This is a genomic window from Seongchinamella sediminis (assembly GCF_003457605.1).
Classification (GTDB): Bacteria; Pseudomonadota; Gammaproteobacteria; order Pseudomonadales; family Halieaceae; genus Halioglobus; species Halioglobus sediminis.
In genome coordinates, this window is sequence record NZ_QRAN01000006.1 from 191101 (window position 1) to 197177 (window position 6077).

General features: G+C 58.8%; 6 protein-coding genes. All 6 read left to right on the plus strand.

The genetic code is table 11. The annotated features are described in order from the left end of the window. Positions 1 to 238: 238 nt before the first annotated feature. The 6 genes from DWB85_RS07780 to DWB85_RS07805 all read left to right on the plus strand — a co-directional run bounded on the left by DWB85_RS07780 (position 239) and on the right by DWB85_RS07805 (position 5914). Positions 239 to 1519, plus strand: coding sequence for a serine hydrolase domain-containing protein (locus tag DWB85_RS07780; protein ID WP_117953649.1), 1281 nt, complete (start codon positions 239 to 241; stop codon positions 1517 to 1519). Between the two features lie 12 nt (positions 1520 to 1531). Then, positions 1532 to 2908: a GntP family permease gene (locus DWB85_RS07785; protein WP_117953650.1), complete on the plus strand. Its 1377-nt coding sequence runs from the start codon at positions 1532 to 1534 to the stop codon at positions 2906 to 2908. A 91-nt stretch (positions 2909 to 2999) separates the two neighbouring features. After that, positions 3000 to 4214: a CaiB/BaiF CoA transferase family protein gene (locus DWB85_RS07790; protein WP_117953651.1), complete on the plus strand. Its 1215-nt coding sequence runs from the start codon at positions 3000 to 3002 to the stop codon at positions 4212 to 4214. A gap of 52 nt (positions 4215 to 4266) precedes the next feature. Beyond that, positions 4267 to 4722, plus strand: coding sequence for a MaoC family dehydratase (locus DWB85_RS07795; RefSeq protein WP_117953652.1), 456 nt, complete (start codon positions 4267 to 4269; stop codon positions 4720 to 4722). Positions 4723 to 4748: 26 nt separating this feature from the next. Further along, positions 4749 to 5525: an enoyl-CoA hydratase-related protein gene (locus DWB85_RS07800; protein ID WP_205422683.1), complete on the plus strand. Its 777-nt coding sequence runs from the start codon at positions 4749 to 4751 to the stop codon at positions 5523 to 5525. A 53-nt stretch (positions 5526 to 5578) separates the two neighbouring features. Beyond that, positions 5579 to 5914, plus strand: a complete 336-nt coding sequence (locus DWB85_RS07805) for a putative quinol monooxygenase (RefSeq protein ID WP_117953653.1) — start codon at positions 5579 to 5581, stop codon at positions 5912 to 5914. Positions 5915 to 6077: the final 163 nt, after the last annotated feature.

Genomic DNA, 6077 nt, shown 5'->3' on the forward strand with positions numbered 1-6077 from the left:
GGACATGCTTGTTGTGAGTGGACAGCCTTGTTGCTGCCCTGACCCATTGGATCGGGGTGTGGACGGGGTTGGCCATTACAGACCGTCATTATCGATTCATTGAGCGACAGGTTTCGGTGCCTTTTTCGCATCACCGGTGCCGGGCGTTACTTGCAGTGTCCATTCATAACAAGCGCAAAGGTCTCGCCGGAGCAATACTGTCGGCCAAATTTTCTGCCTGTAACTATGGATTTGCTCAATGTTAATAAGAACGGTCTTTCTTTCCCTGCTGGCGTTTCTTCCCATTACCGCTGTCGCCCTGGATGTGACCCAGTCCCGCGATGGTTTCTCTCTCGAGGAGGACCGGGACTATGCAAGCAAGGCCCATTACTGGGGATTGCTGGGCGGCGGCGAAGTCGCTTCCTGGTGGAGCCAGAATATTTCACGGGTGATGCGCACGGCAGTGATTCCCAACCGCCTGCCCGCCAACACATTCGAACGGAACGAGAGTGAATGGGCCAAAAGGCTCGCTGAAGTCACCGCCGATACCCAGCTGGGGACGATGACGCTGGCTGAAGCCATCAGTGATCCTCGATCTGGGGCGAAGGCGATGATTGTGATTCACCAGGGCAAGGTGGTGTATGAAACCTACCCGGGCTTGCGTCCGGCAGACAGTCACTTGTGGGCATCAGTAGCCAAGCCGACCGCCGCTTTGCTTATCGAGCAACTGATCGACGAAGGCAGGCTGCGCGATAGCGACAAGGTTGAAAAGTACCTGCCGGATTTTGCCGGCACCGCCCTGGGCGATACCAAGATCGTCGAGCTGATGAACATGGTGCCGGGAACGGATACCCACGACAGCCCGAAAACCCGCCAGGACCCCGACTCCGTCGCGACCCGGTATTACCTTGCTGAGTTCGACGAGGCCTACAAAAACGGCGAGGTGGAAACGGTCCGCGACATATTGCGAGGTGCAGCACGAACCGGCCCCGCCGGCGAGGTATTTGAGTACAGTTCAGGGATCACCCAGATGCTGGTGTTCATTGCCGAGGCGGTAACCGGACAGGCCTGGGCGGATGCCTTTGATGACAGGGTATGGTCCCACGTCCGTGCTGAGGGTGCCCTGCAGATGCACCTGGCACCGGATGGCATGGCCCTGGCGCATGGCGTCGTGTCCTCGCGTCTGCGCGATCTTGCCCGCTACGGCCTGCTATATACACCCTACTGGTCACTGGTGGCAGACAGGCAGATTGTCTCTGATGCGGCGATGGCACGCATTGCCACACCGGAGTACGGACAGGACGTGTTCATGAAAGGTGATGGCAAGCGCTTCTCTTCCTATCTTGGCGAGATCCCTGTGGGTAATTCGCGCCAGTGGGATGCGGTTTACGCCGATGGCGGCATGTTCAAAGGCGGCCTGTTTGGTCAGGGGCTGTATGTCTCGCCGGAAGAAGGGATTGTTATTGCGTACTTTTCAACGGTCAATTCCTCGCCACTGACCCGATTTCTCCGGCCTTTGGCAAAAGAACTGTCTCGCTAGGAGACCGGGCGAATGGAATATATCGGTCTGTTGGGCAGCGTCGCGCTGCTGATCTGGCTGGCGCTGCGCGGTGTCGAAATCGTATTTGCCGCCGTGCTGTGCTCGCTACTGGTGATTGTCACCAACGGCCTGCCAATCGCCCAGGGTATTACTGAATACTACTCCTTTGGCCCGCTGGGTGCTTTCACCTTTGCCGGTAAGTTTTTCATGCTGTTTATCGCCGGCGCCATGTTCGGCCGCATCATGGGCGAGAGCCACGCGGCCGCCAGTATCGCGCTGGCACTGGTGGCACGCATGGGGGCGCACCGGGCACTGTGGATTACAACGCTGTCATGCGCGGCGCTGACCTATGGTGGTGTCGTGGTCTTCGTGGTCATCTTTGCCATGTATCCCCTGGGCCTGCGATTGTTGCAGGAGGCCGATATACCCAAACGGCTGTTTTGTGCAGCGCTGGCCCTCGGTGGTGGCACCTTCACGCTATCGGCACTGCCGGGGACCCCGTCTGTACAGAACGTGATTTCGGCGGTGGCGCTGAAGACCGACCTCTTTGCCGGTGGATTGCTGGGCATTCTGGGCGCAGTCATCATGTTTGCTGGTGGCATGTGGTATCTCGAGCGCCAGCGGGTCCTCGCGGCGGAAAACGGCGAGCACTTCGTGCCCGGTCCCAGGGACCAGATGTCGAGTGCGGGCGAGGGTGACCAGGACCATCCCCCCTGGCAGCGGGCGATTCTGCCGCTCGCGCTGGTGTTGCTGACGATTGTCCTGCCCCGCTTGCTCACCCAGACGATTGACGAAACAACCCTGGCCTCCGCTGAATGGCCGTTCCGCTTACTTCGCTTCGCGGTTGACCAGCCCATCGTCTGGCCCAGCTTTGCCCTGCTGATGGGAACTCTCTTGGCCGTGGCCCTGTTCCGCCCGGTGCGCAGGCATGCACTGGTAGTAATGGGACAGGGCGTGAACGACGCCATCTTTCCGTTGATCAATACCGCCGCCGTGATCGGCTTCGGTGGCGTGGTGACGCACACCGCCGGTTTCGAGAGCTTCACCCGGCTGATGCTGGAATCAGGGCTGCCGCCACTGATGTCCATGTTTGCCTCGGTCAGCGTGGTGTCGGCGATTACTGGTTCCTCTTCCGGGGGCTTGCAGATTTTCATGCAGACCATGGCGCCGGCTTACCTGGAAATGGGTATTGCACCGGGAACGATACACCGGATTGCCGCCATGGCCAGCGGTGGTTTCGATTCGCTACCGCACTGCGGCGCTATCGTCGCCATGTTATCCATTACCGGCCTGACCCACAGGGAGGCCTACCGGGACGTGGGGATGGTCACCGTTGTGATTCCGGTGCTCGCCACCCTCTGTGCCATGGCGGCGGCGACAGTGTTGTAGGTTGACAATTAAGGATTGCATCCGTGCCTGGTAAACCGCAACGGATGGTTGATTAAAGCAAGTGTGAACATTCCCAGGGAGATAGAAAAAGATGGCTGGAATTCTGGACGGTATAAAAGTGATTGAAGTCGCCTCCATGGCGGCAGGGCCCAATGCGACTGTCATCCTCGCCGATCTCGGCGCGGAGGTGATCAAGGTTGAGCCGCTCAGCGGAGACCCCTGGCGCTACGGTCACCTGACCCCCGGTCTGCCACCGAGCGACATTCCCTGGACCACATTCATACAGAACCGCAGCAAGAAGTCTGTGGCGCTGAACCTCAGAAAGCCGGAGGCGCAGGCGGTGCTGAACAAGCTGGTCGCTGACGCAGATGTCTTCCTGACCAACTCGCCGCGTCCTGTCCAGCAGGCGTTGAACCACAGCTACGAGGACATCAAGGCCATCAATCCGAAGATTGTTTTTGCGTCAATCAACGGCTTTGGTCTCGATGGCCCCGATAAAGACGATCCCGGCTTCGACGCGACCGCATGGTACGCGCGGACCGGCGTGGCGGAAGAACTGCGGCCCAGGGACGGGGCGCCGGTGGCTCAGCCGGTAGGCCTGGGAGACCTGGGTACCGCCTCGACCCTGGCTGGCGCCGTCATGGGAGCCTTGTTCCATCGGGAGCGTACCGGCAAAGGTTCCGAGGTTTCAACGTCTTTGATGAACAATGGCCTCTGGGCCAACTCCTGCATGATGCAGGCGGCGCTGGTCGGCGTGCCGGCCATGCCGAAGTTCCACCTTGAAGAGTGGCCGAACCCGATTGCCGGCGGCCGCTACAGGACCGCCGACGGCCGTTACATCATGGTGGTGGAAATCAATCCGAACAACGCCGGCACGCTGCTTGAAGCTTTCGGTGGCGACCGGCTCAAGAACGACGAGCGCTTCTCCACCCCCCAACTGCGCCTGAAGAATCACCGTGAGCTGTTTGGCGAGATACAGGAATATGTTGCTGCAAACGACCTTGCCACGGTGAAAGCGCGCCTGAAAAGTTCTGGCGTTAACTTCAGCGTGGTGCAGACCACAGAGGAGTGCACCCGGGACGTGCACATGATTGCCAACGGCTGCTTCCCGGAAGTCGAAGGGGCGGAAGGTATCCGCACGGTCGACAGCCCCATGCAAATCCAGAGCGAAGGTACACAAAAGATTAAACCCCGTAAGCCGCCGGCTGTGGGGGAACACACCCTGACTGAACTGGCCGCGCTGGGTTACAGCGAAGAAGACATCAAGGCGATGGCTGAGGCCGGAGCGGTGGGCCTGTCAGGCTGAACCTGTAACCCGGGACCCACCAGATTTAAATGTGCAAGCAGTGAGAAATGCTATGGAAAATGAACACAAGTTTTTTGAAGACTTCGAGATCGGTGATTGCTACGAGACTGGCGGCAGAACCATTACCGAGACGGACATCGTGTTTCACGCGATGCATTCGGGTGACTTTATGCCCCATCACACCGATGCGGCATGGTGCGCCACGCAGCCGTTCAAGAAGCCATTCGCCCACGGGAACATGACCTTCTCGATCAGTACCGGCCTGTGCCTCCAGTCAGAGGGCCTGAACCCCAACGGAATGTCCTACGGCTATAACAAGATTCGTTATCCCAACCTGGTGTTTGCCGGTGACACGATCAGGGTCAGGGTGACCGTCAAGTCCAGGGAGGATTCCCCCAAGGATCCCAGTCACGGACTGATCATCGAAGCGAAGGAAACGCTCAACCAGAACGACGAAGTGGTCTGTTATGCCGAGCACGTCCTCTACGTGAAAAGGAAGAATTCCTGATTTAGCTACCTTGAGGAGGGTCTGCAGTGACTGATTACGAGTATATGACAGTAGAGCGCAGGGGTGGGGTCGGCATCGTCACCATTAACCGTCCTGAAGCACTGAACGCGCTCAATGAGCAGGTGGCCCGTGAAGTCACCGATGCCTTGCTGGCGTTCGATGCCGATCACAGCATCGGCTGCATGGTCCTCGCAGGCGGGGACAAGGCATTCTGTGCCGGCGCCGACCTCAAGTGGATAGCATCCCAGGAATTCGAAAACGCCTACCTGACTGATCTTGCCGCCTACATGGACCAGCTTGCCGAACTACGTAAACCGGTCATCGCCGCGGTGAGAGGGTTTGCGTTTGGTGGCGGCACCGAGATTTGCCTGATGTGCGATATGGTTATCGCGGACACTACCGCCACTTTCGGGCTGCCGGAAGTGACCCTGGGCGTGATCCCGGGCGCCGGTGGTCCCGCTCGCCTGGCGCGCGCCGTGGGCAAGGCCAAGGCGATGTATTACATCCTTACCGGAGCAACCATAGCTGCAGAGGAAGCCGAGCGAATCGGCATGATCACCAGTGTGGTGGAAGAGGGCGCCCACCTGGACGAAGCGATCAGGATTGCGACGGCGATCAGCAACAACCCGCGACTGGCGGTGATGGCAGGCAAGGAATCCGTCAACCAGCAGGCGGAAACACCGCTGATTCCCGGCTTGAAACTCGAACGCCGGCTGTTCCATGGCCTGTTTGCCACGCCGGACCAGAAAGAAGGGATGGCGGCCTTCGCCGAGAAGCGCAAACCGGACTACAAACAGTACTAGGCGCGCCACGCTCCACCGGCGGAAAGATCCGCACGGGAGGTCGCAATTTTTAGATGGTTAGTTTGCACGAGGACAGGACAATTATTCAGGTTATTACGACGGTCGATCTGCGCCCGGAGTGCGTGGACACGTTCCTGGTTCTCCTCGGTGAGAATATTCCCAAAGTAAAAGCGGAAAGCGGGTGCCTGGCTTATGACGCCATGGTCGATGTTTCCTCGGGCTTGCCCACCCAGGGCGACCTGCGTCCCAATACGGTCACGGTGGTTGAGGCGTGGAGCGATATGGCGGCACTGCAGCAGCATCTGGGCGTGCCCCATATGACCACGTTCCGCGAAGCGGCTAGACCCTGCGTGGAGCACATCCGCCACCAGGTATTGCGCCCCGTGTAATCCACCCCACATTCAGCCAACCTCGAAAAAAGGGGTACGGTCAGTCTTTTCCAATATGAAATGAGTCTGTAGGAGGGTCGTGTTTCTAACATGAAATGAGTCTGACATAGGCCCTGCACCCCGTTCATGATGGGAGGATGAAAACCATCATGAATGCCGAAGA